Raw genomic sequence first — 22,226 nt, forward strand, 5'->3', positions numbered from 1 at the left:
AAAATAAATGTCTTATAATAAGACTGATATTGAAAAAATGATTTGCCTCAGAGCTTTCACTCTGAGACATTTCACTGTGATTATTCTTCTAATTTAACGTCTAATCCTAAACCTTTAAGTTCATGCATTAATACGTTAAATGATTCTGGTAAACCTGGTTCTGGCATTGCTTCTCCTTTAACGATAGACTCGTAAGTTTTTGCTCTACCTAATACGTCATCAGATTTCACAGTTAAGATTTCTCGTAAGATACTTGATGCACCATATGCTTCAAGTGCCCAAACTTCCATCTCTCCAAAACGCTGACCTCCAAACTGAGCTTTACCTCCTAATGGTTGCTGAGTAATTAATGAGTATGGTCCGATAGAACGTGCGTGCATCTTATCTTCAATCATGTGACCTAACTTAATCATATAAATTACCCCTACTGTTGCAGGTTGGTCAAAACGTTTACCTGTACCTCCATCATATAAATATGTATGTCCGTAACGTGGTATTCCAGCTTCGTCTGTTAAAGCATTTATTTGATCAATTTTTGCTCCATCAAAAATAGGTGTCGCATATTTTTGATCTAATTTTTGTCCTGCCCATCCAAGAACAGTTTCATAAATCTGACCAATGTTCATACGAGATGGTACCCCTAATGGATTTAATACGATATCTACTGGTGTTCCATCTTCTAAGAAAGGCATATCTTCTTGACGTACGATACGTGCAACAATACCTTTGTTTCCGTGACGTCCTGCCATCTTATCTCCTACTTTTAATTTACGTTTTTTAGCAACATAAATTTTAGCAAGTTTTAAAATTCCAGCTGGTAGTTCGTCTCCTACAGAAATTGTAAATTTCTCACGACGTAAAACTCCTTGTAAATCGTTTACTTTAATTTTATAATTGTGAACTAATTCAACAACTAAAGAATTTAAATCTTTATCAGTAGTCCAAGTTCCGTGTAAGTGTGTAAAATCTTCAACAGAATTTAACATTTTTTGAGTGAATTTCTTACCTTTTGGTAATACTTCTTCACCTAAATCATTATAAACTCCTTGAGAAGTTTTACCTGATACTAAGTTGAATAATTTTTCTACTAAAACATCTTTTAACTCTTCAAATTTAGACACATAAGATGCTTCTAAAGCTGCAATAGCTTCTTTATCACGAGCACGCTTATTCTTGTCTTTTACTGCGCGTTTGAATAGTTTTTTATTAATTACAACACCTCTTAACGATGGAGAAGCTTTTAATGATGCATCTTTTACATCACCAGCTTTGTCACCAAAGATTGCACGTAATAATTTTTCTTCAGGAGTTGGATCAGATTCTCCTTTTGGTGTAATCTTACCTATTAAGATATCACCTGGATTTACTTCTGCTCCAATACGAATCATTCCGTTTTCATCTAAGTCTTTTGTAGCCTCTTCTGAAACATTAGGAATATCGTTTGTTAATTCTTCCGCTCCTAATTTCGTATCACGAACATCTAATGAATATTCATCAATATGAATAGAAGTAAAGATATCTTCACGAACTACTTTTTCAGAAATCACAATCGCATCCTCAAAGTTATACCCTTTCCAAGGCATAAAGGCTACTTTCATGTTTCTACCTAAAGCTAATTCTCCTTTTTGTGTCGCATATCCTTCACAAAGTACTTGTCCTTCCTCAACTCTATCACCTACTCTTACAATTGGTTTTAGGTTAATGTTAGTACCTTGGTTGGTTTTTCTAAACTTAATTAAGTTATACGATTTCTCATCAGATTCAAAGCTTACCATACGCTCTTCTTCAGTTCTATCGTACTTAATTGTTATTTTGTTGGCATCTACATACTCAACTACTCCTGCTCCTTCAGCATTGATTAAAATACGAGAGTCTTTTGCTACTCTACGCTCTAAACCTGTACCAACGATAGGAGATTCTGGACGTAATAATGGAACTGCCTGACGCATCATGTTCGATCCCATTAATGCACGGTTCGCATCATCATGCTCTAAGAAAGGAATTAACGATGCTGAGATCGAAGCAATTTGATTTGGAGCAACGTCCATATAATTAATTGCTTCTGGACTTTCAACTGGGAAATCACCTTCTTCACGGGCAATAACTCTATCACGTTCTATCTTACCATCTTTTGCAATTGGTAAGTTAGATTGTGCAATCTTCATTCCTTCTTCCTCCTCTGCACTTAAGTAAATAGGATCTTCTCCTAAAACTGTACCATCTTCAACTTTTTTATATGGTGTTTCGATGAATCCCATATAGTTTACTTTCGCGTAAACTGCTAAAGAAGATATAAGTCCAATGTTTGGTCCTTCAGGTGTTTCAATCGGACATAAACGACCATAGTGTGTATAGTGAACATCACGAACTTCAAAACCTGCTCTTTCACGTGATAAACCTCCAGGTCCTAAAGCTGATAAACGACGCTTGTGAGTAATCTCTGCTAATGGATTTGTTTGATCCATAAACTGAGATAACTGGTTGGTACCAAAGAAAGAGTTAATTACTGATGATAAAGTTTTCGCATTAATTAAGTCTATTGGAGTAAATACTTCGTTATCACGAACATTCATTCTTTCACGAATAGTACGCGCCATACGAGCTAAACCTACACCAAATTGTCCTGCTAATTGCTCTCCAACAGTTCTAACACGACGGTTAGATAAGTGATCGATATCATCTACTTCAGCTTTTGAATTGATTAACTCAATTAAATACTTGATAATAGTTATGATATCGTTCTTAGTTAATACTTTTTGATCTAAATCTTCATTTAACTGAAGTTTAGTATTCATTCTAAAACGTCCTACCTCACCTAAACTATAACGTTGTTCTGAGAAGAATAACTTTTCAATAATTCCTCTTGCAGTTTCCTCGTCTGGCGGTTCAGCATTACGTAATTGTCTATATACGTGTTCTACAGCTTCTTTTTCAGAGTTTGTAGGATCTTTTTGTAATGTGTTATGAATGATGGCATAATCAGCTTGTAAGTTATCTTCTTTATGTAATAAGACAGTCTTAGTTCCTGCTTCGATTATTTCATCAATATGTTCTTTTTCTATAATTGTATCACGGTCGAAAATAATTTCGTTACGCTCAATAGATACTACTTCTCCTGTATCCTCATCTACGAAGTCTTCATGCCAAGTTTTTAATACTCTAGCCGCTAATTTACGCCCTAATACTTTTTTTAATCCAGCTTTAGAAACTTTTACTTCTTCCGCTAAATCAAAGATTTCTAAAATATCTTTATCTCTTTCAAAACCTATGGCTCTGAATAATGTTGTTACTGGTAATTTTTTCTTTCTATCAATATAAGCATACATTACTTGATTGATATCGGTAGCAAATTCAATCCAGGAACCTTTAAATGGTATAACTCTTGCAGAGTATAACTTAGTTCCGTTTGCGTGAAATGATTGCCCAAAGAATACACCTGGTGAACGGTGTAATTGTGACACAACTACTCTTTCTGCACCATTAATGATGAAGGTACCAGAGTTTGTCATATAAGGAATTGTACCTAAGTACACATCTTGAACGATTGTTTCAAAATCTTCGTGTTCTGGATCAGTACAATATAATTTTAAACGTGCTTTTAGAGGTACACTGTGAGTTAATCCACGCTCTATACATTCTTGAATGCTGTATCTTGGTGGATCTACAAAGTAGTCTAAAAATTCTAATACGAATTGATTACGAGTATCTGTAATCGGGAAGTTATCCATGAAAGTTTTATACAAACCTTCTTCTCCTCGCTCTTCAGCTTTAGTTTGCAATTGGAAGAAATCTTGGAAAGATTTTACCTGAATATCTAAAAAATCTGGATAATCAGTCCCTAACTGCGATGACGCGAAGTTAATTCTTTCAGTAGTATTTATCGTTGCCAAAAGAGATGCTATTTTTAATTAAAAATATTATTTTTGAAACTCATTTGTTTCAATACTGCAATTTTAATTGCTGTTACTGATTAAAAATCAGCACTTTATAATCGTAAAATCACAATTAAAAACATTGTGACAAATAAAGAACGAATATATACACAAAATGGTTTAGGACTAAAAACATAAGTTTTTAGTACCTAAACCTTTATTGTTTTTTCCCGTTTTTTTTATAAATCGGGAGTATAGCTTACTTAAGCTCTACCTCAGCTCCTGCTTCTTCTAAAGACTTCTTAAGACCTTCTGCCTCATCTTTAGATATACCTTCTTTTATTGGTGCTGGTGCGCTATCTACAATACCTTTAGCTTCTTTTAATCCTAATCCAGTTAATTCTTTAACTAATTTTACAACTGCTAATTTAGAACCTCCTGCTGCTTTTAAGATTACATCAAACTCAGTTTTTTCTTCAGCTGCATCACCACCACCTGCTGCTGGTCCTGCTACTGCTACTGCAGCTGCTGCTGGCTCAATACCATACTCTTCTTTTAAAATATCAGCTAATTCATTAACTTCTTTTACTGTTAAGTTAACTAATTGTTCTGCGAAATCTTTTAAATCTGCCATTTTAATTGTTTTTTAAAAATTTTATTTATTTAGTTTATTAGTGCGCGTAATTATTTCTCTGATAATGTTTGTAAGATACCTGATAACTTACCACCACCTGATTGTAATGCTGAAACAACATTCTTCGCAGGAGATTGTAATAAGGTAATAATATCTCCAATAAGTTCTTCTCTAGACTTAATGTTAACAAGAGCGTCTAATTGGTCATCACCAACATAAACTGCTTCTTCAACATATGCTCCTTTTAATAAAGGCTTGTCTGATTTTTTTCTGAACTCTTTGATAACTTTTGCTGGCGCATTTGCTGCCTCAGCAATTAACATTGAAGTATTTCCTTTTAATACATCTGGTAACTCTCCAAAATCTTTATCAGAAGCTTCCATTGCTTTTGAAAGCAATGTGTTCTTTACAACAGCCAATTGTACGTTTGCTTTAAAACAAGCTCTACGTAAGTTAGATGTAGTAGTAGCATCTAATCCAGAAATATCTGCTAAATAGATGGTACTTGTATCTGCTAATTGTGCTGTTAAATCTTGTATTACTTGTGATTTTTCCTCTCTAGTCATAATTAAAAAGTTTTAACTGCCTTATGATACAGATTTTTCATCTATTGCAACACTAGGACTCATTGTTGAAGACATAAAAATACTCTTAATATAAGTTCCTTTTGCCGCAGTTGGCTTTAATTTAATAAGTGTTTGCAATAACTCGTTTGCGTTTTCTTCAATCTTTTTAGCATCAAAAGATACTTTTCCAATTGCTGCGTGTACAATACCAGTTTTATCAACTTTAAAGTCAATTTTACCAGCTTTTACTTCGGTTACTGCTTTTGCAACGTCCATTGTTACCGTACCTGTTTTTGGATTTGGCATTAAACCTCTTGGTCCTAAAATACGACCTAAAGGACCTAATTTACCCATAACACTTGGCATAGTAATAATAACATCTACATCAGTCCATCCTCCTTTAATTTTTTGAAGGTACTCATCTAATCCTACATAATCAGCACCTGCTTCTTTAGCTTCTGCTTCTTTATCTGGAGTAACTAATGCTAAAACTTTTACATCTTTACCAGTTCCGTGAGGTAATGTTACAACTCCACGAACCATTTGATTAGCTTTACGAGGATCTACTCCTAAACGTACTGCTAAGTCAACAGACGCATCAAATTTTACGTTTGTAATCTCTTTAACTAATGCTGATGCATCTTGTAAGCTATAAACTTTAGAGCTATCTACTTTAGCACGAGCTTCTTTTTGCTTTCTAGTAATTGCCATTTCTAAATATCTTTTAAAGTTTAAGCAGGTGCATCACCTGTTACTGTTAATCCCATAGAACGAGCTGTTCCAGCAATCATTCGCATTGCAGACTCAACTTCAAAGGCATTCATATCTACCATTTTGTCTTCTGCAATTCCACGAATTTGATCCCAAGAAACGCTTGCTACTTTTTTCCTATTAGGTTCTCCTGAACCTTTCTTAATTTTGGCCGCTTCTAATAACTGTACTGCGGCTGGTGGTGTTTTTACAACAAATTCGAATGATTTGTCTGTATAAACTGTAATAACAACTGGTAATACTTTACCTTGTTTGTCCTGTGTACGAGCATTAAACTGCTTACAGAACTCCATGATGTTAACACCGGCAGCACCTAAAGCGGGTCCAACTGGTGGCGACGGATTCGCTGCACCTCCCCTAACTTGTAGTTTAACTAATTTACTTACTTCTTTTGCCATTGTTTAAGATTTAACGACGTGTTTAAATTGGAAGCTTAAACTCATCTAAATATAGGTGTAACAATTATATTTTCTCTACTTGCATATAATTTAGTTCTAATGGAGTTTTTCTTCCGAAAATCTTAACCATTACCTCTAACTTACGCTTTTCTTCATTTACCTTTTCAACAGTTCCATCAAATCCATTGAAAGGTCCATCAATTACTTTTACAGTTTCTCCAACTGTGTAAGGAATTGCAATATTTTCATCTTTAACAGAAAGTTCATCTACTTTACCTAACATCCTGTTTACTTCTGATTTACGCATTGGTACTGGATCTCCTCCTTTTGTTTCACCTAAAAAACCAATAACTCCTGTTACTGATTTAATTACATGAGGAACTTCTCCTGCTAAATTAGCTTCAACCATTACATAACCAGGAAAGTAAACTCTTTCTCTGTTAATTTTCTTCCCGTTTCTTACTTGAATAACTTTTTCTGTAGGAACAATTACTTGGTTTACAAAATCAGACAATCCATGTCGAGCAATCTCAGTCTCAATATAAGTTTTTACCTTATTCTCTTGACCTCCAATAGCTCTAACCACATACCACTTCATCACCGAATCAGCCATCATTAAAACATTTTAAAGAAGTTATCTAACCCAGTTTGAAAAACCTTATCTATCCCTGCTACAGCCAAAGCAAATACAATTGTAAATGCTGCAACTACTACAGTAGACTTTTGAGCTTCTTCACGAGAAATCCAAGTCATATTGGTATTTAATTCTTCAAAAGAATCTTTAATGTATTGTACAAAGTTACTCATATTTTATCCTTTTAACGAGTTGCGGTTTTCACCACAACTCGTTTTAGTTTTTGCACGGGTTGAGAGGCTCGAACTCCCGACACCTGGTTTTGGAGACCAGTGCTCTACCAACTGAGCTAAACCCGTATTTTAAAGGAGTCTCTCTCTTAAAAAGAGACTCCTAATACTTTATTATTAAACTATAATTAGTCTAAGATTTCAGTTACCTGACCAGCTCCTACTGTTCTACCTCCTTCACGGATAGCGAACTGTAAACCTGTGTTTAATGCGATAGGTTGGATTAAGTCAACTATAATAGTTAAGTTATCACCTGGCATTACCATTTCTACTCCTTCAGGTAAAGCAATGTTACCAGTTACGTCAGTTGTACGTACGTAAAACTGTGGACGGTAGTTATTATGGAATGGAGTGTGACGTCCACCTTCTTCTTTCTTTAAGATATACACCTCAGCTTTAAACTTAGCGTGTGGAGTAATAGAACCTGGCTTACAGATTACCATTCCTCTCTTAATCATAGATTTTTCAATACCTCTTAATAAGATACCTGCGTTATCTCCAGCTTCACCTCTATCTAAGATTTGACGGAACATTTCGATACCAGTTACAGTAGACGTTAATTTCTCATCTCCCATACCAATAATCTCTACAGGATCTCCAGTATTAACAATACCAGTTTCGATACGTCCAGTTGCAACTGTACCACGACCAGTAATAGAGAATACATCCTCGATAGGCATTAAGAAATCTTTATCAGTATCTCTTGGTGGCTCTTCAATCCAAGTATCTACAGCTTCCATTAATTCTAAAACTGTATCAACCCACTTTTGCTCTCCGTTTAATGCACCTAAAGCAGAACCAGAAACTACAGGACCATTATCTCCATCATATTCATAGAAAGATAATAAATCTCTTACTTCCATTTCTACTAACTCTAATAACTCCTCGTCATCAACCATATCAACTTTGTTTAAGAAAACAACGATACGTGGAATACCTACCTGACGACCTAATAAGATGTGCTCACGAGTTTGTGGCATTGGACCATCTGTAGCAGCTACTACTAAGATAGCACCATCCATTTGTGCAGCACCAGTTACCATGTTCTTTACGTAATCCGCGTGACCTGGACAGTCAACGTGTGCGTAGTGACGGTTAGCTGTTGCATATTCTACGTGAGAAGAGTTAATTGTAATACCTCTCTCTTTTTCTTCTGGAGCGTTATCGATTTGATCAAAAGCTCTCTGCTCAGAAAATCCAGCATCTGCTAATACTTTAGTAATTGCAGCAGTTAAAGTAGTTTTACCGTGATCTACGTGACCAATAGTACCTACGTTTAAGTGCGGTTTCGAACGATCATAAGTTCCTTTTGCCATGATTATTAATTTTAATTCTTAGTTAAATATATTTAGTGTTATTTTTAAACTCTTGTCTAACAAACTCTAAAATAGAGCCAACAACGGGATTTGAACCCGTGACCTCATCCCTACCAAGGATGCGCTCTACCAACTGAGCTATGTCGGCAACGAATTTAGAGCGGGAGACCAGGTTCGAACTGGCGACATTCAGCTTGGAAGGCTGACGCTCTACCAACTGAGCTACTCCCGCAATAAAATTTCATTAAGATAGTGGGGAGAGCAGGATTCGAACCTGCGAAGTCGTAAGACAACGGAGTTACAGTCCGTCCCATTTGGCCGCTCTGGAATCTCCCCTAAACCTTAAACAGTATTTTAATGAACTTTTATTCTTTTAGAGCCGATGGAGGGACTCGAACCCACGACCTGCTGATTACAAATCAGCTGCTCTAGCCAGCTGAGCTACATCGGCTTTTGCTATAAAAAAAACAATCCGCTATTTCTAACGGACTGCAAATGTAAAAAGTAATTTTTAATTTTTAAAACTTTTTTAATTATTTTTTATCGTTTTTATGACACTAAGGCATCCTTAGGTTTTTCTTTTGATTTTTCTTTTGATTTTTGCAACTGTCGTTTTAAAGATTCGACCGATACACTAACACCTTCTTCAAAGGTTTTATTTTGTTTCTTCACAATTAATTCACTTCCTGGAATATTAATTTTTACTTCAGTAATTTTATTTTCCTTCTCGCTCGTTTTTTGCACTTTTAAAAACACCTCTGCATCAACGATCTTATCATGAAACTTTTCTAACCCTCCTATTTTTTTCTCAATGAAATCTATTAGTTTTTGGTCTGCTGAGAAATTTACTGATTGTGTGAATACCTTCATAATTCTTCGATCTTTTAAGTTGGCTCTCTAGGATGAGCCTTGTTATACACTTTTTTTATTTGCTCCAAGCTATTGTGCGTATATACTTGGGTGGAGGCTAAACTTGAATGTCCTAGCAATTCTTTAACCGAATTTAACGACGCACCATTATTAAGTAAATGTGTAGCAAAAGCATGCCTTAATATATGAGGGCTTTTTTTAGCTTTTGTAGACACCCTACTAAAGTACAAATTTATTATCCGGTAAACAAGAGTTTCATAAATTTTAACTCCTTTTTTAGTTACAAAAAGCACCTCCATATCCACCTCTTCTAACTTCTTTTTTTTACTTAAATATTCTTCTAGAGTTTTATAAACTGACGGTAAGATTGTTACATACCTTTCTTTATTTCTTTTTCCTAATACTTTTATTGTTTTACTTGTGTAATCTATATCTTTCTCTTTAACATTTATTAACTCAACCCTTCTCATCCCTGTTGAATACAACATTTCTATGATTAACCGATCTCTTACTGATTCAAAATCAGTACCCTCTTTTATTAATCCTAAAACTTCTTTTACCTCACCTTGATCAAAAGGTGTTTGTATTTTCTTCTGAGCTTTTAATGCTTTATGATTTGACAATGGATTCGTAGCAACTTCACCAATTTTTTGCAGAAACTTATAGAAAGTTTTTAAAGAACTAACTTTTCTGTTTACACTTCTATTTGACACATCATTATCTACCAAACTGACAATCCATGTTCGAATTTGATTGTAATGAATATTTTCTAGATCTTCCTGATTAAACTCAACCTCACAAAAATCTTTAAACGTAATTAAATCTGTTTTGTACGCTTGAATTGTATTTTTTGAATATTTTTTTTCAAATTCTAAATACTCCAAAAAAGCTTCTATTAGCATTATCTATCTTATTTATTAATTGAAGATACAAAAAAAACCTGTATTGATATCAATACAGGTTTTTATACATTTTAAGGATAACTACTATCCTACTTCTTCTTGAGTTCTTAATCCTTGAACGTAAGATGCTTTAATCATTTGAGCACGTTTTGCTACAGATGGCTTTGTAAACTGCTTTCTGTTACGTAATTGTTGCATCGTTTTAGTGTTGCTGAATTTACGCTTATAACGTTTTAACGCTCTATCGATATTCTCTCCTTCTTTAACTGGAATGATTAACATATTTTTGCACCTCCTTTCATTGTAGTCTATATATATTAAAAACTGACAACACACAGTATATCAGTTGATTACACCTTTTTATTTAATTTTCGACCGCAAATATACAAAGTATTCTTTAATATCAAATTATTTTCACCTCTTTTTAGATTTAAAAATGATGTAAATAAAAAAATCCTGCAATTGCAGGATTTTAACTTTTATCTTAAACAACAACCTATGTTGCTGGCTTGTATTCTTTCTTATCTATTATCATTTTTGCGATAATCTCTTTAAGAATCTCCGAAGTACCTCCTCCAATTGGTCCTAATCGACTATCACGTAATAAACGTGCCATTGGATATTCTTCCATATAACCATAACCTCCTAACAACTGTAAAGCTTCGTAAATAACCTCATCTGCCATTTTAGTAGATAGCAATTTACTCATACTCGCTTCTTTCACGACATAAATACCATCATTCAATCGTTTTGCTATAGAGTAATTATATTCTCTACACATATCTACTCTACTAGCCATTTCTGCTACCTTATGACGTAAGGCTTGAAATTTATCTAATGTTTTCCCGAAAGCTTCACGCTCACTCATGTATTGCACAACATAATCAACTGCATAGTCTGCACGAGCATGAGCATTAATCCCCATTATTAAACGCTCTAAAGCGAAATGCTGCATAATATAAGGAAAACCTTTCCCTTCGTCTCCCATTAAATTTTCAGCAGGTATTACCACATTATCAAAAGCGATTTCTGCAGTGTCAGAAGCTCTCCACCCTAACTTATCTAATTTAGTTGAAGAAATTCCTGGAGTATCTCTATCAATAATAAAAATACTCATTCCTTTATGCTTGTCTTCTGGATCTGTTTTAGCTGCAACAACTAAGTAATCAGAGTACACTCCATTCGTAATAAATGTTTTTGATCCATTAATCACATAAGTATCTCCTTTTTTTATTGCTGTTGTACGCATTCCTGCAACATCACTTCCCCCAAAAGGTTCTGTAATACATAAACACCCTATTTTATCTCCTTCGATACTTGGTGTTAAATATTCTTTTTTAATTCGATCGTCTCCTTCTTTATTTACATGGGTCATTGCTAAATAAGCATGTGCCCACATATTAGCTGCAAAACCTCCTGAATTTATTTTTTGTAACTCTTCTAAAAAGATAACAGTATAAAAAAGGTCTAAACCTAATCCTCCATATTCTTCTGGTTGATTTAAACCAAAGTATCCCATTTCACCGAATTTCTTCCAGATAAAACGCTCTACCGTGCCTTCTTTCTCCCATTTATTTATATGAGGAACGACCTCTTTTTGTAAAAAATCTTTAAAACTCTGACGAAAGGCTTCGTGCTCTTCGGTAAAGTACATACTATTCATAGTGGCTTGTTTATTAAATTTTGTTGCTTGTTTATTTTGCCTCCAAATATAAGATTATTCTGTCGTATTTATTTAGTGGAAAATCTTTAATGTTTCTTAATTCTGATATATCTTGGAGTTCTGCTACTTCATCTCTGTATTCAAAAATCTTTTTACATAACTTATAATCGATATATGGATTCTTCAACACTTCTTTAAATCTCGCTGTATTTACATTTACTTTTTTAATTGTTGGTTTTTCTACTATAGCGAAAGTTTGTAGAACTCTATTTGCTGTTTCTTTATCTAAACCCCATACTTCATATAATTGCTCAGGAAGTAAATACCCTTGTAGCTTACCTCTATATTTTACGATTCGAGAAGACAACACTTCTCCTATTCCACTTACAAATTCAAAGTCTTTTTGAGTAGCCTTGTTTATATCCGAGGTACTCAGAGTTGGTTTTAGGTATGTTGATTTTTTATTTCCAGCTTTATAACCACTTTTCAACCTTGCTTCTAATAACTTTTTAGTTTTTCTTTTATTTCTAGCGTTTACCCAATCTGGAAATTTAAAATATGGAGCTACCTTATCTAATAAGCTATCAGGCACTTTTGTTACTTGTTTAAAATCTTTAACAGAATTGATCCACTTGTTTTGTTTTCTGTAATTATGTAATCTGTCAATTTCTTCAAGTGACATTCCTAGTTGATAACCTTTAAAATCAGTTATATAATTTGGATTGAATGGATACAGCTTTGGCTTTCTTTTATCCAGTTCAATTCTCTTTAAACTATCGACTGTATTCTGAAAAGCTATCAATTCCTTTTTGCTTACACCTTGTGCTTCTTCGGAAGAAAAATCGACATAAACATATATTAATTGTAAAACAATAATGATAAACAACAAAAAGAAAACCCCATTTCGTTGGTGTTTATTATACCAGAAATGGGATTTAAATATTTTCATTCGTTTTATTTCTTATTCTTCTACTGCTTCTTTCTTAAGGTTAATAGCATCTATATATCTTTTCAGCTGTTTTTTAACTACAGGCATTAACAAATATAAACCTACCATGTTAGGGAACACCATTGCAAAAATCATTGCGTCAGAGAAATCCCATATAGACTTCATACTAGCCGCAGCTCCGATCACCACAAAAGTTAAAAATAAAAATTTATATGTTAAATCGGCTTTTTTACCTCTACCGAATAAAAACTTCCAAGATTGCAACCCGTAATAAGACCAAGAAATCATTGTAGATACAGCAAACAGTACTACTGCTACAGTTAAAAACAAATTTGAGTAAGGAATGTAAGCTGCAAATGCTTTAGAAGTAATTCCTGCCCCTTCGTAAGAAACTCCGTCAATAAGTACAGAACCAGCACCGTCACCACCATATTGAAAAATTGTAGCTCCCGACGCATCTCCTCCAAAATTAAAAATAATAATAACTAAAGCCGTCATTGTACATATTAATACAGTATCTATAAATGGCTCTAACAAGGCTACTAAACCTTCAGAAGCTGAATATTTTGTTTTTACCGCTGAGTGCGCTATTGAAGCTGAACCAGCCCCTGCTTCATTAGAAAAAGCTGCTCTTTTAAAACCTACCAACAAAACACCTATAACACCACCTACACCAATTGCTGTTGGATTAAAAGCTTCTGTTACAATTAAAGATATAGCATCGTCTATTAAAGAAAAGTTAACTCCTAAAATATACAAACAAGCTAATAAATATAACACTGCCATAAAAGGAACTACTTTTTCAGTTACCGAAGCAATTCTTTTAATACCTCCTATAATTATAACACCTACTAAAATGGCTAATACTACACCTATAATAGCTCCTGCTGCTGTACTCTCTAAACCTAATAACTCCTTAATCACTATTGTTGCTTGGTTAGATTGGGCTGCATTACCACCACCAAAAGAACCTCCAATACAGAAAACAGCAAATGCTCCTGCTGCAATTTTACCTAAAGTCGCAAAACCTTTTTCTTTTAATCCTTTTGATAAATAATACATAGGTCCTCCATATACTGTTCCATCTTCACCCACATCACGATAATGCACTCCTAATGTACATTCAACAAATTTTGTAGACATCCCCAGTAAACCACAAATTATCATCCAAAATGTTGCTCCCGGACCTCCTAAAGCAATCGCTAATGCAACTCCTGCAATATTACCGTTTCCTACCGTACCAGAAACCGCTGTTGCCAACGCTTGGAAGTGTGACACCTCTCCTTCATGACTTTCATCTCTAATAGTGTCTTTAATATCTCCATCAATTTCTAAATCACTATGTAAGCTTTCTATATTCTCTATATGCTCTTCAATATCATCAATCTCATTCATATCTACTCCTTGAGCTATCCCATCTTCACCATATAATAATTGCGCACCATGTTTTTCAATATCTTCATATTTTCCTCTTACAACATTAATTGCAGTAAAGAAGTGGCGGATATTAGGAAATCCAAAATAGAGCGTAAAAAAAGCGGCGCTAGCCACTAACAAAATCAATACAAAAGGGGTTTCAAATACCTGAAAGAAAATTACACTACTAAAAAAATCAGAAATAGGTTTAAAAGCTTCGTCTATTTGTTGATCTAAACCTTTTTCCTGTGCAAATGTTAACATCGGCGTTATTGAAAACAACAATGCAAGTAGTTTTTTGTTCATAATATGTATTTGATTTTTGAATTAGTAGCCCGCAATATCATAAAAAAATGTACTTACAACAAGTTTTCGTTGTTAAATATAGTTTTTACGTTAGTTTTTCTTTAAATTTTTGTAAATCTTCTTGAAATGATTTCGGAGCCAACCCCAAGTATTTCTTAACTTTTTCCAAATCAAAGCCTGTTGTAGCTGGGCGTTTAGCTCTTTGATTTAGTTCTTCAGTAGAAATTGATTTTATTAAGCTTTTGTCTAGCATGAATACTTCTGCTATTTGCTGTGCTATTTCATAAATACTCAACATTTTTTTTGAGGAAATATTAAAAACTCCCATTGCTTTTTTATCTATTGACAATTTACATGCCAATGCCAAATCTTCAACATAAGTTGGCATACGAAACTGATCATCTACTATCGTAATTTCTTTCCTATCTTCCAACATTTTCTTTACCCACAATACTATATTGCTACGTGACATATCATATACTTTTCCATATACTAATATGGTACGTAAAATAGTATAATCTATCTTAGACTGGATTAAGGTCTCTTCTGATTTCAACTTAGAAAGTCCATAATAACTTAACGGATTTGGTTTATCAGTCTCTTTGTATGGACCATTCTTTCCATCAAAAATAAAATCAGTTGAAATATGGATTAAATGTGCATTATTTTCTTCAGAATAGTTTTTAAGATATTGAACTACATCTATATTTAGTTTATCACAAGCTTCTTTATTTATTTCACATTCATCAACATTTGTCATTGCTGCTGTATTTACAATAACATCTGGTTTGTATTCAGACAGTTTTTTGTAAAGCAAAACTTCATCTGTAACATCAATTGAAACATAATTAAAATCACTTCTATCACTTCTATTTTCTCCTCTTGAAAAACCTATTGTTTGATATCTTTCTTTTTCTTCCAATAAAAGGTTTACTAAAGTTTGTCCAAGCAAACCATTACTTCCTGTTATTACGACTTTCTTCATTAAAAAACTTTTCTAAGTGTTTCTATCTGCTCAGGACGTCCTAAAACAATTAAATTCCCTCCTGTTTCTAACTTCACAGAAGCCTCTGGGTTGATGATGTAATCTTTATTTGGAGTGCGATAACCTATTACTGTACATCCTGTTTTTTTTCGTAAATCTAAATCTAATATTGTTTTATCAATATATTTTTCTGGTAAATCATTAATCGCTACTTCTTCTAAATTAGCAGTTGTTTCTCCTTCAATAGTTAGCCTATCTACAAACTCAATAACATCAGGAGTTACCACTAAAGATGCCATGTGAGAGCCTCCTAATTTATCTGGCATAATTACATTATCTGCTCCTGCTATTTTTAGCTTACTATATGACGTTTCTTTAGATGCTCTGCTAATTACTTTACAGTTTTTATTTAATTGCTTTGCTGTTAACACTACAAATAAATTATCGGCATCAGAAGGTAACGCCGTTATTAGATTTTCTGCATTCATAATACCAGCTCTTAATAAAGTTTCATCGAGCGTTGCATCGCCTTGAATAGCTAATACTCCTTTTTCATCTAACTGCCTGACTATTTCGTCGAACTTTTCAACTATGACTACTTGCTTTTTGTAATTCTTTAATTTTGAAATAGCTTGTTTACCGTTTCTTCCATAACCACACACGATAGTATGCCCTTTTAATTGTTCTATTTTTTTTTGCACTTTTTTTATTTTTAACTGATGAAAAAATTGCCCACTAATTAAATACTCTGAGAATGAAGAAACCGCATAACCAAAAACAAACAAACTAGATATTATCAATCCGATAGTAAATAGTTTTTCTCCCGTACCAAAAGGATGCACTTCTCCAAAACCAATAGTACTAATGGTTATAATCGTCATGTACAAAGCATTAATAAAGGAATAGTCAAAAAGTAACATGTAGCCTACAACCCCTACCATGACTATTAAAACGGAATAAATTATAGCTCTATATAACCTTGATTGAAGTACTGTGTTTATCATAAATCAAAAACAGATGTTCTTTTAGTATAAATCATATCTTTTAATCTTAGTAAAAAAGCCATTGTTAAATATAATCCAAAAGACAAGCCTACTGTTACAAATGATATATAAATAAAAAACAAACGTACATTAGTAGCTCGCATACCCAATCTATCAGCAAATCTGGAAGACACGTTAAAACCATGGCGTTCAAAAAAAAGCCTTACAAAATCTATAAATTTCATTTATTAATTAAGTTTTATTCGCAATATACTATTTTCAGTTTATTTGTTGATAATCGCTGCTTCAAAATAAATTTGGTTTTGGTAACTTTGCTGTTTTTGGTAAAATCCTCACTTTGAAAGAACAAGAATACATAGAAGTCTACGGAGCCCGTGCTCACAATTTAAAAAATATTGATGTTAAAATCCCTCGTGAAAAACTCGTTGTGATTACTGGTTTGAGTGGAAGTGGAAAGTCTTCTTTGGCTTTTGACACAATTTACGCTGAAGGACAACGTCGCTATATTGAAACTTTCTCTGCATATGCACGTCAATTTTTGGGTGGGCTAGAAAGACCTGATGTTGATAAAATTGACGGACTTTCGCCTGTAATTTCTATTGAACAAAAAACAACGAACAAAAGTCCACGTTCTACTGTAGGGACTATTACTGAAATTTACGATTTTCTCCGTTTGTTATTTTCTCGCGCGGCTGATGCTTACTCATACAATACAGGTGAAAAAATGGTAAGCTATTCTGACGAACAAATCAAAAACTTAATTTTAAAAGATTTTAACGGGAAACGTATTGCTATTCTTGCCCCTATAATCAAATCGAGGAAAGGACATTACCGTGAATTGTTCGAACAAATTTCTAAACAAGGTTTTGTTCGTGTTCGTGTGGATGGAGAAATTAGAGAAATTGAAAAAGGCATGAAACTCGACCGTTATAAAACACACGATATTGAAGTGGTTATAGATCGTTTAGCTGTGAATGACGCTGCTGAAAAACGCTTAGAAGAAACTATTAAAACTGCTTTGTATACTGGTGATAATATTTTAATGGTTATTGATGTTGATGATGAAAAACCACGTTATTTCAGTCGTGAATTGATGTGTCCTACTTCAGGAATCGCTTACCCAAACCCTGAACCAAACACCTTTTCATTTAACTCACCAAAAGGTGCATGTTCTCACTGTAACGGATTAGGAATTACTAATGAAATAAACAATCAAAAAGTAATTCCAGATGATACTATTTCAATTAAAAATGGAGGAATTGTTCCTTTAGGAGAGCAAAAAAATAGTTGGATTTTTAAACAACTACAAACTATTGCCGAACGTTATAGTTTCAAATTAACTGATTCAATAAGAAGTATTCCTAAAGAAGCCATGGAGATTATTCTTCACGGCGGGAAAGAAAAATTTGAAATACAGTCCAAAACTGCTGGGGTTACTAGAAATTACGAAATTGATTTTGAAGGAATTATTGCCTTTATTGAAAATCAATATAAAAATTCAGAAAGCACTTCCATTAAACGCTGGGCTAAAGGTTTTATGGATGAAGTTTCCTGCTCAGTTTGTAATGGGAAACGGTTAAAAAAAGAAGCACTTCATTTTAAAATCACTGATAAAAACATTAGTGACTTAGCTCAAATGGATGTTTTGGAATTGGCTAGTTGGTTTCAAGAAGTTAATGAAAAATTATCAGAAAAGCAACTCACTATTGCTGCTGAAATTTTAAAAGAAATACGTACTCGAATTCAGTTTTTATTGGATGTTGGGTTAGATTATCTAACATTAGACCGTACATCAAAATCACTTTCTGGTGGTGAAGCACAACGTATTCGTTTAGCAACACAAATAGGTTCGCAACTAGTAGGTGTTTTATATATTTTAGATGAGCCAAGTATTGGCTTACATCAACGTGACAATCAAAAATTAATTGATTCTCTTATCAAACTTCGTGATGTTGGTAATTCTGTTTTAGTGGTTGAGCACGATGAAGACATGATCAAAAATGCTGACTTTGTCCTAGATATTGGTCCTGGTGCTGGTCGCCATGGTGGAGTAATTGTTAGTGAAGGTAATTTTGACGATTTAAAAAGTCATGACACCCTTACTGCTGATTATTTATCTGGAAGAAAAGTAATTGAAGTTCCTAAAAAACGTCGTGAAGGGAACGGAAAAACAATTTCTTTAAAAGGTGCTTCAGGGAATAATTTAAAAAATGTTTCCGTTGAATTTCCTTTAGGAAAAATGATTTGCGTTACAGGAGTCTCTGGTAGTGGGAAATCTACCTTAATTAATGAGACCCTCTACCCTATTTTAAACGCACACATTTATCGAGCAGTTAAAAAACCGATGCCTTACAAAAAAATTGAAGGCTTAGAACATGTTGATAAAGTTATTGATATTGATCAATCTCCTATTGGTAGAACTCCACGCTCCAATCCTGCTACTTACACTGGAGTGTTTAGTGAAATACGTAGTTTATTTGCAAAAACTCCAGAAGCCTCGATTCGAGGTTACAAACCTGGTCGTTTTAGTTTTAATGTAAAAGGCGGACGTTGTGAAACTTGCCAAGGTGGTGGGGTTCGTGTTATTGAAATGAATTTTTTACCCGATGTTCATGTAGAATGTGAAACCTGCCAAGGAAAACGTTTTAATCGAGAAACATTAGAGATTCGTTATAAAGGAAAGTCTATTTCAGACATTTTAGAAATGACGATTAACGAAGCTACAGCCTTTTTTGAACATATTCCTAAAATATATAGAAAATTAAAAACAATTAAAGATGTTGGTTTAGGATATATCACTCTTGGCCAACAATCCACTACACTATCAGGTGGTGAGGCGCAACGTATTAAATTAGCATCCGAATTATCAAAAAGAGACACTGGTAACACGTTTTATATTCTTGATGAACCAACTACAGGATTGCATTTTGAAGACATTCGTGTTTTAATGGATGTTTTAAATAAATTAGCTGATAAAGGAAATACTGTATTAATTATTGAGCATAACTTGGATGTTATTAAACTTGCCGATTATATTATTGATATTGGTATGGAAGGTGGTAAAAAAGGTGGTAAAGTATTAACTTTTGGGACTCCTGAAGAAGTTTCTAAACACAAAAAAAGCTATACAGCTAAATTCCTAAAAAAAGAGTTAAAAAAGTAAGATTACAACATTTCTCACACACACACAACTTGTTTTTTATATATTTTTTTTGATTTTAAATTAATTTATATAAATTTATAAGCTGATTTTTTGAAAAAAGAATCAATTAAATAGTATTCCCCCGAAATTATTTAAACATGAGAAAAGAAAAACAATCTGCTTTATTAGCAGATAATTGCCCACTTATTTGCGAAACGTACAAGAACATAATATCTAAAATAGCCAGGCTAAATCCTAACTTTAACTTTAACACGGACATTACCTACAATTGTAATGGAGCTTATGATATTATAAAAAAGACAATTGAAAAAGAAACTTCTCTCAACTTTGTTGTTTTAGACTTAAAACTTTCTCCTGCTAAGAGTAGAAAAATATTATCTGGGGAAGATCTAGGGCTTTTAATAAGAAAGTTACTTCCAAACACAAAACTGATTGTTTCAACTGATTGTAATGACAATTACAGAATCCACAATATTTTTAAAAGCTTAAATCCTGAAGGCTTTCTTATTAAGAATGATTTAACTTCAAAAGAGTTAAAAAATGCGATAAAGAATGTGACTAGTAACATTCCTTATTACAGCAAAACTGTCTTAAGCCTTTTAAGAAAAGAAGTCTCCAACAACTTTTCCATTGATTCGATAGATCGACAAATCCTATACGAACTTTCATTAGGTTCTAAAATGAAAGATATGCCTAATTTTATACCTCTTTCTGCAGCTAGCATTGAAAAACGTAAACGGCATTTAAAAAAAGTTTTCAACGTTAAAGCTAAAGGAGACAGAGAGTTGATATTAATAGCCAAAGAAAAGGGCTTCATTTAAAAAACAATAATTACGGTTTTCCCTTACTTTTTTTATGGTTTTTTATATGAAAAAATAATTATCAAAATATAGCTTTGGGAAAACAGAAAATAGCTATCCTTAAAACCTTTTTACTTTTGAAAGACACATTAATTAATTTAGTACAAAATTTACTTAAGAAAAATAGTATTTCTTTTGACAAAGAAGAATTGGCTTTTCAAATTCAAAGCCATCCTTCTTATCCTAGCTTACACGCAATTACAGGAGTGTTAGATCATTTTAATATTGAAAATGTTGCTGCCGATGTTCCTGCTAACTCAGAAACACTTTTACAACTCCCTGAATGTTTTATCGCTCAAATTAATGGCGACCATGGTCAAGATTTAATTGTAGCAGAAAGAAAAAATTTAGACTACATAATTTATGATTCTGAAAACAAGAAAACGAAACTATCAGAAAATGAATTTCTAGGTAAGTTTACTGGAATTATTGTGGCTGTTGAAAAAACAGAAGATTACCAAGCAGCCAAAAACAACTCTAAACTAGTAAAAACTATCGGCTTTTCTCTTCTTAGTGTTTTTGCGTTATTTTTTGTTTTTAATAATTCAACTTCATGGTATAATACTTTTTATTTTATGTTATCAATAACAGGAGTTGTTATTAGTATTGCCATTATAAAACAAGAGCTTGGGTTAAAAACCTCTATAGGTGATGCTTTTTGTTCTGGAGCTGATGACAAAAAGGATTGTGACGCTGTATTAACCTCTAAAGGTGCTGAAATTTTAAAAGGATATAAATTAAGTGACTTTAGTATGCTTTATTTTATTGGATTATCTTTTTTAACTTTTACTCAAATTTCTAATCCTGTAATTTCATATACTATTAGTTTACTTGCTATACCTATTACGTTATATTCTTTATATTATCAGTATGCAATAGTAAAAAAATGGTGCCTTTTATGTTTAAGTATAGTTGGGGTACTTTGGCTACAAGCATTGGCTCCAGTATTGACAAACAATTACATTAACACCTTTATACTTAATGACTTTGTTACTTTAGGCTTAGTTGCTTCTTTTACCTGGTTAGCTTGGAATTATATTAAACCTCTGTTCACTGAAGTTCAAGAACTTAAAAAAGAAAAAATAGCAAGTGTAAAGTTTAAAAGAAACTACGCTCTATTTGATAGCTTATTACAAAAGTCACCTCAACTCAACACTCAATTAACTGACAGTAAGGAAATTACTTTTGGGAATCACAACTCTAACCTTGAACTAACAATAGTTACAAATCCTTTTTGCGGACACTGTAAACCGGTTCATACTCATGTTGATGAGATTCTTAAAAGATATCATAACAATGTAAAAATTAAAGTACGCTTTAATGTGAATGTAGAAGATAAAGATAATGATGTTGTTAAAATTACTAGTAGACTTCTAGAGATTTATAATACCAAAGGAGAAAAAGAATGCCTCCTAGCTATGGATGCTATTTATGAGGGACAAAAACCTACTGCTTGGCTAAAAAAATGGGGTGAGTGTTCCAACAAAGAAATTTACACTTTGGAGCTTAAAAAAGAAAAAGATTGGTGTACAGAAAATGCTATCAACTTTACGCCAGAAATATTAATTAACGGAAAATCATTTCCTAAAGAATACAATAGAACAGATTTAATCTTATTTATTGAAGATTTAGAAGAAAATTTAGAAACTTCTAATGTTTCATTGAAAACAGCATAAAGACAAAGCCC

The 22,226-nt window shown here is 33.2% G+C and carries 20 protein-coding genes and 5 tRNA genes; 3 read left to right on the forward strand and 22 right to left on the reverse strand.

Annotated elements, in window-relative coordinates; translation table 11 throughout:
* Positions 1-80 precede the first annotated feature (80 nt).
* From rpoB to Q4517_RS09705, 22 genes are all read right to left on the reverse strand, one after another.
* Positions 81-3,890 carry a DNA-directed RNA polymerase subunit beta gene (rpoB, locus tag Q4517_RS09600; protein WP_303508548.1) on the reverse strand — a complete coding sequence of 1,270 codons (3,810 nt, stop codon included), beginning with the start codon at positions 3,888-3,890 and terminating at the stop codon, positions 81-83.
* A 241-nt stretch (positions 3,891-4,131) separates the two neighbouring features.
* Entirely contained in the window at positions 4,132-4,506 is a 375-nt protein-coding gene (gene rplL, locus Q4517_RS09605; RefSeq protein WP_303508550.1) for a 50S ribosomal protein L7/L12, read from the reverse strand.
* Positions 4,507-4,556: 50 nt separating this feature from the next.
* Positions 4,557-5,072 (reverse strand): 50S ribosomal protein L10, encoded by a 516-nt coding sequence (rplJ, locus tag Q4517_RS09610; RefSeq protein WP_303508552.1) that lies wholly within the window; start codon positions 5,070-5,072, stop codon positions 4,557-4,559.
* Positions 5,073-5,093: 21 nt separating this feature from the next.
* Complete coding sequence (rplA, locus tag Q4517_RS09615) at positions 5,094-5,783, reverse strand: 50S ribosomal protein L1 (protein ID WP_115902080.1); 690 nt, start codon at positions 5,781-5,783, stop codon at positions 5,094-5,096.
* A 20-nt stretch (positions 5,784-5,803) separates the two neighbouring features.
* Positions 5,804-6,241 carry a 50S ribosomal protein L11 gene (rplK, locus tag Q4517_RS09620; RefSeq protein WP_047790105.1) on the reverse strand — a complete coding sequence of 146 codons (438 nt, stop codon included), beginning with the start codon at positions 6,239-6,241 and terminating at the stop codon, positions 5,804-5,806.
* A gap of 64 nt (positions 6,242-6,305) precedes the next feature.
* Complete coding sequence (gene nusG, locus Q4517_RS09625) at positions 6,306-6,854, reverse strand: transcription termination/antitermination protein NusG (RefSeq protein ID WP_099214163.1); 549 nt, start codon at positions 6,852-6,854, stop codon at positions 6,306-6,308.
* A 2-nt stretch (positions 6,855-6,856) separates the two neighbouring features.
* Positions 6,857-7,048: a preprotein translocase subunit SecE gene (gene secE, locus Q4517_RS09630; protein ID WP_047790104.1), complete on the reverse strand. Its 192-nt coding sequence runs from the start codon at positions 7,046-7,048 to the stop codon at positions 6,857-6,859.
* Between the two features lie 53 nt (positions 7,049-7,101).
* Positions 7,102-7,174: transfer RNA gene (locus Q4517_RS09635), tRNA-Trp, on the reverse strand.
* Between the two features lie 59 nt (positions 7,175-7,233).
* A complete protein-coding gene (tuf, locus tag Q4517_RS09640; RefSeq protein WP_303508572.1) occupies positions 7,234-8,421 on the reverse strand; it encodes an elongation factor Tu in 1,188 nt (395 codons plus the stop codon).
* Between the two features lie 75 nt (positions 8,422-8,496).
* Positions 8,497-8,569 (reverse strand) — tRNA-Thr (locus Q4517_RS09645).
* A gap of 11 nt (positions 8,570-8,580) precedes the next feature.
* Positions 8,581-8,653: transfer RNA gene (locus tag Q4517_RS09650), tRNA-Gly, on the reverse strand.
* A gap of 21 nt (positions 8,654-8,674) precedes the next feature.
* Positions 8,675-8,757: transfer RNA gene (locus Q4517_RS09655), tRNA-Tyr, on the reverse strand.
* A 41-nt stretch (positions 8,758-8,798) separates the two neighbouring features.
* Positions 8,799-8,872, reverse strand: a tRNA-Thr gene (locus Q4517_RS09660).
* Between the two features lie 98 nt (positions 8,873-8,970).
* On the reverse strand, positions 8,971-9,291 hold the full coding sequence (gene hpf, locus Q4517_RS09665) for a ribosome hibernation-promoting factor, HPF/YfiA family (protein ID WP_303508575.1): 321 nt from the start codon (positions 9,289-9,291) through the stop codon (positions 8,971-8,973).
* A gap of 14 nt (positions 9,292-9,305) precedes the next feature.
* Positions 9,306-10,193 (reverse strand): tyrosine-type recombinase/integrase, encoded by an 888-nt coding sequence (locus Q4517_RS09670; RefSeq protein WP_303508578.1) that lies wholly within the window; start codon positions 10,191-10,193, stop codon positions 9,306-9,308.
* An 84-nt stretch (positions 10,194-10,277) separates the two neighbouring features.
* The gene (gene rpsU / locus Q4517_RS09675) at positions 10,278-10,475 is read right to left on the reverse strand and encodes a 30S ribosomal protein S21 (RefSeq protein WP_115902084.1); all 198 of its coding nucleotides are present in this window, start codon (positions 10,473-10,475) and stop codon (positions 10,278-10,280) included.
* 214 nt (positions 10,476-10,689) lie between these two features.
* Positions 10,690-11,856, reverse strand: coding sequence for an acyl-CoA dehydrogenase family protein (locus Q4517_RS09680; RefSeq protein WP_115902085.1), 1,167 nt, complete (start codon positions 11,854-11,856; stop codon positions 10,690-10,692).
* A gap of 31 nt (positions 11,857-11,887) precedes the next feature.
* Positions 11,888-12,805, reverse strand: coding sequence for a ComEA family DNA-binding protein (locus Q4517_RS09685; RefSeq protein WP_303508580.1), 918 nt, complete (start codon positions 12,803-12,805; stop codon positions 11,888-11,890).
* 12 nt (positions 12,806-12,817) lie between these two features.
* Positions 12,818-14,527 (reverse strand): sodium:alanine symporter family protein, encoded by a 1,710-nt coding sequence (locus Q4517_RS09690; RefSeq protein ID WP_303508583.1) that lies wholly within the window; start codon positions 14,525-14,527, stop codon positions 12,818-12,820.
* Between the two features lie 85 nt (positions 14,528-14,612).
* Positions 14,613-15,512, reverse strand: coding sequence for an SDR family oxidoreductase (locus Q4517_RS09695; RefSeq protein ID WP_303508584.1), 900 nt, complete (start codon positions 15,510-15,512; stop codon positions 14,613-14,615).
* Positions 15,512-16,516, reverse strand: coding sequence for a TrkA family potassium uptake protein (locus Q4517_RS09700; RefSeq protein ID WP_303508586.1), 1,005 nt, complete (start codon positions 16,514-16,516; stop codon positions 15,512-15,514). Before Q4517_RS09700 ends, Q4517_RS09695 begins: the two co-directional genes overlap by 1 nt.
* Positions 16,513-16,740 carry a hypothetical protein gene (locus Q4517_RS09705; RefSeq protein WP_047790095.1) on the reverse strand — a complete coding sequence of 76 codons (228 nt, stop codon included), beginning with the start codon at positions 16,738-16,740 and terminating at the stop codon, positions 16,513-16,515. Before Q4517_RS09705 ends, Q4517_RS09700 begins: the two co-directional genes overlap by 4 nt.
* Positions 16,741-16,853: 113 nt before the next feature.
* Here Q4517_RS09705 and uvrA point away from each other — a divergent pair, with 113 nt between their 5' ends.
* The 3 genes from uvrA to Q4517_RS09720 all read left to right on the forward strand — a co-directional run bounded on the left by uvrA (position 16,854) and on the right by Q4517_RS09720 (position 22,215).
* Complete coding sequence (uvrA, locus tag Q4517_RS09710) at positions 16,854-19,679, forward strand: excinuclease ABC subunit UvrA (protein WP_303508591.1); 2,826 nt, start codon at positions 16,854-16,856, stop codon at positions 19,677-19,679.
* A 137-nt stretch (positions 19,680-19,816) separates the two neighbouring features.
* On the forward strand, positions 19,817-20,500 hold the full coding sequence (locus Q4517_RS09715; RefSeq protein WP_303508593.1) for a DNA-binding response regulator: 684 nt from the start codon (positions 19,817-19,819) through the stop codon (positions 20,498-20,500).
* A gap of 116 nt (positions 20,501-20,616) precedes the next feature.
* The gene (locus Q4517_RS09720; RefSeq protein ID WP_303508595.1) at positions 20,617-22,215 is read left to right on the forward strand and encodes a vitamin K epoxide reductase family protein; all 1,599 of its coding nucleotides are present in this window, start codon (positions 20,617-20,619) and stop codon (positions 22,213-22,215) included.
* The last annotated feature ends 11 nt before the right edge of the window (positions 22,216-22,226 follow it).

This window comes from Tenacibaculum sp. 1_MG-2023 (assembly GCF_030547425.1).
Taxonomy (GTDB): Bacteria; Bacteroidota; Bacteroidia; order Flavobacteriales; family Flavobacteriaceae; genus Polaribacter.

Excerpts from the sequence above, each read along its gene's own strand:
- rplJ (WP_303508552.1), bottom strand. The coding sequence starts at position 5,072 with ATGACTAGAGAGGAAAAATCACAAGTAATACAAGATTTAACAGCACAA.
- rplA (WP_115902080.1), bottom strand. The coding sequence starts at position 5,783 with ATGGCAATTACTAGAAAGCAAAAAGAAGCTCGTGCTAAAGTAGATAGC.
- Q4517_RS09715 (WP_303508593.1), top strand. The coding sequence starts at position 19,817 with ATGAGAAAAGAAAAACAATCTGCTTTATTAGCAGATAATTGCCCACTT.
- hpf (WP_303508575.1), bottom strand. The coding sequence starts at position 9,291 with ATGAAGGTATTCACACAATCAGTAAATTTCTCAGCAGACCAAAAACTA.
- rplK (WP_047790105.1), bottom strand. The coding sequence starts at position 6,241 with ATGGCAAAAGAAGTAAGTAAATTAGTTAAACTACAAGTTAGGGGAGGT.
- Q4517_RS09680 (WP_115902085.1), bottom strand. The coding sequence starts at position 11,856 with ATGAATAGTATGTACTTTACCGAAGAGCACGAAGCCTTTCGTCAGAGT.
- nusG (WP_099214163.1), bottom strand. The coding sequence starts at position 6,854 with ATGGCTGATTCGGTGATGAAGTGGTATGTGGTTAGAGCTATTGGAGGT.
- rplL (WP_303508550.1), bottom strand. The coding sequence starts at position 4,506 with ATGGCAGATTTAAAAGATTTCGCAGAACAATTAGTTAACTTAACAGTA.
- Q4517_RS09685 (WP_303508580.1), bottom strand. The coding sequence starts at position 12,805 with ATGAAAATATTTAAATCCCATTTCTGGTATAATAAACACCAACGAAAT.
- tuf (WP_303508572.1), bottom strand. The coding sequence starts at position 8,421 with ATGGCAAAAGGAACTTATGATCGTTCGAAACCGCACTTAAACGTAGGT.
- Q4517_RS09705 (WP_047790095.1), bottom strand. The coding sequence starts at position 16,740 with ATGAAATTTATAGATTTTGTAAGGCTTTTTTTTGAACGCCATGGTTTT.
- secE (WP_047790104.1), bottom strand. The coding sequence starts at position 7,048 with ATGAGTAACTTTGTACAATACATTAAAGATTCTTTTGAAGAATTAAAT.
- Q4517_RS09695 (WP_303508584.1), bottom strand. The coding sequence starts at position 15,512 with ATGAAGAAAGTCGTAATAACAGGAAGTAATGGTTTGCTTGGACAAACT.
- Q4517_RS09670 (WP_303508578.1), bottom strand. The coding sequence starts at position 10,193 with ATGCTAATAGAAGCTTTTTTGGAGTATTTAGAATTTGAAAAAAAATAT.
- Q4517_RS09690 (WP_303508583.1), bottom strand. The coding sequence starts at position 14,527 with ATGAACAAAAAACTACTTGCATTGTTGTTTTCAATAACGCCGATGTTA.
- rpsU (WP_115902084.1), bottom strand. The coding sequence starts at position 10,475 with ATGTTAATCATTCCAGTTAAAGAAGGAGAGAATATCGATAGAGCGTTA.
- Q4517_RS09700 (WP_303508586.1), bottom strand. The coding sequence starts at position 16,516 with ATGATAAACACAGTACTTCAATCAAGGTTATATAGAGCTATAATTTAT.